This window comes from Streptomyces graminilatus (genome assembly GCF_001418565.1).
Classification (GTDB): Bacteria; Actinomycetota; Actinomycetes; order Streptomycetales; family Streptomycetaceae; genus Streptomyces; species Streptomyces graminilatus.
Map to the genome: position 1 here is coordinate 1 of NZ_LIQQ01000686.1, position 2,665 is coordinate 2,665.

The 2,665-nt window shown below is 72.9% G+C and carries 1 protein-coding gene; it reads left to right on the forward strand.

The annotated features are described in order from the left end of the window. Window positions 1-2,665, forward strand: a 2,665-nt coding sequence (locus AOK08_RS39910) for an SDR family NAD(P)-dependent oxidoreductase (RefSeq protein WP_157877008.1), incomplete at both ends; no start/stop codon positions are given.

The window sequence follows — 2,665 nt, forward strand, 5'->3', positions numbered from 1 at the left end:
GTGTGGCGGGTGCGGAGTTCGGTACGCCGGAGTACTGGGTGCGTCAGGTCCGCGAAGCGGTCCGCTTCGCTGACGCGGTGGAGTGGCTCACCAGGGAGGGCGTGTCCACGTTCCTCGAAGTCGGACCCGATGCCGCGCTGAGCCCGATGGCCGTGCGGTGCCTGGACGATCAGGCGTGCGTGGTGCCGTTCCAGCGGCGTGAGCAGGACGAGACAGTGACCGCGCTGCGTGCGCTGGCCGAACTGTTCGTCCATGGCACCCCGGTGGACTGGACGAAGACCCTGCCGGGTGCCGAGGACTCGGCACGGACCGTCCCCCTGCCCACCTACGCCTTCCAGCGTGAGCGTTACTGGCTGGCCAGCCCGAATCGGCGACCGGCAACGGATGGCTGGCGATACCGGGCCGTGTGGCGCCCGGCGCGAATCCGGTCGGGTGAGCGGCTGTCGGGCCGGTGGCTGGCCGTGATTCCGGCGGGTACGGCTGAACTGGCCGACGCACGCGCGGTGTTGGCGGCCCTGAACGCGGCGGGCGCGGAGGTCGTGCCGGTCGAGGTGGGTGCCGACGCCGACCGGAACACCCTGGCCGGGCGACTGCGCGAGGTGGCCGAGGACGTGGTCGGCGTCGTAGCCCTGCCGGTGTCGAACGACGGCGGGACGGCGACCGGGGTGCCCGCGGCTGTGACCGCCACCCTGACTCTCGTACAGGCACTCGGTGACGCCGGGATCCAGGCCCGGCTGTGGTGCGTGACCCAGGGCGCGGTCGCGGTCGGTGACTCCGGCGAGGAGGCGGCCACGGTCGCACAGGCCGGACTGTGGGGGCTGGGCCGGGTGGTGGCCCTGGAGTACCCCGAACGCTGGGGCGGCCTGGTGGACCTCCCGGCGGCGACAGCGGGCACGGCGGAGAGGTCGGAGGCCGACGGCGCGCTCACGGCCGGACGGCTCGCCGGGATCCTCGCTGGTGCGGCCGGAACCGAGGACCAACTGGCCGTACGCGCGGCGGGTGTCTTCACCCGCCGTCTGGTCGCGGCGCCGGCCGTCACCGTGCCCGAGTCGGCTTGGCGCGCGGACGGAACCGTGCTGGTCACCGGTGGCACCGGCGGTCTGGGTACCGAGGTGGCGCGCTGGCTCGCGGGCGAAGGTGTGGAACATCTGCTGCTCGTGAGCCGACGGGGTCCGAGCTCGCCCGGAGTGGGTGAACTCACGGAGGAACTGGCGGCGTTGGGATCTCGCGTCACCGTGGTGGCCTGCGATGTGTCCGACCGTGCGGCGCTCGCCGAGGTGCTGGCGGGGATTCCCGCCGAGTTCCCGCTGCGCGGTGTCGTGCACACGGCCGGGGTGCTGGACGACGGTGTGGTCGAGGCGTTGACGCCCGAGCGGTTCGCCGGGGTCTGGGCCGCCAAGGTGGACGCGGCGGTGCATCTCGACGAGCTGACCGCCGAACTTCCCGAGCCGCTCGCCCTGTTCGCCGCGTTCTCCTCCGCGTCCGCCTCCTGGGGCGGAGACGGACAGGGCAACTACGCTGCGGCGAACGCCGCGTTGGAGGCGCTGGTCGAGCAGCGTCGGGCGCGCGGGCTGGTCGGCTCGTGTGTGGCGTGGGGGCCGTGGGCCGGTTCCGGGATGGCCACCGATGAGGCCGTGGCGAGCCGGGTGCGGCGGGCCGGGGTCCAACCGATGGACCCTGCACGGGCGTTGACGGAGTTCGGGCGGGTGATCGCGGCCGACGAGGGCGTGCTGACCGTCGCCGACGTCGACTGGAACCGTTTCCTTCCGCTGTTCACCGGCACCCGCCCCAGCACCCTCTTCGACGAGATCGAGATCGAGGCGGAGCGGATACGGGCGCGGACCGGCGCCGACCTGGCCAGGAGCGGCCAAGGGGACAAGACCCCCGCCTCCGCCGGACCACTTCGCACCCGGCTGGCCCTCCTCTCGGAGTCCGAACAGCGAGGAGTGCTCCTCGGCATCGTCCGGGATCAGGCGGCGGTGGTGCTGGGGCACGCGTCGGCGGAGACGGTCGTACCCGGGCGTGCCTTCAAGGAACTGGGATTCGACTCGCTGACCGCCGTCCAGTTCCGCAACCGTCTGGGCGCGGAGACCGGCCTCGCGCTGCCCCCGTCGACGGTGTTCGACCACCCCACCCCGCTCGCCCTGGTGCAGCACCTGTGGGCCGAGCTGTCCGGAACCATGGAGGCGGCGGCCCAACTCCCGCTCTGGGCGGGCCCGTCGGCCGACGATCCGGTGGTGATCGTGGGTATGGGCTGCCGCTTCCCCGGTGGCGTCGCCTCACCCGAGGAGCTGTGGGAGCTGCTGGCGTCCGGCACCGACGCCGTGACCGGGTTCCCGGCCGACCGCGGCTGGGAGCAGGCGTATGACATGGACCCGCGCCTCAACGGAACCGACTACACCCGGTACGGCGCCTTCATCACCGACCCGGCCGCCTTCGACGCGGGGTTCTTCGGTATCTCGCCGCGTGAGGCCACCGCGATGGATCCGCAGCAGCGGTTGCTGCTGGAGACGTGCTGGGAGGCGCTGGAGGACGCCGGTATCGACCCGGCGTCGCTGCGGGGCGGCCGGGGCGGTGTGTTCATGGGCACCAACGGCCAGGACTACGCGAGCCTGCTGCTGAAGACCCCCGAGCCGGCCGAGGGCTACCTCGGCACCGGGAACGC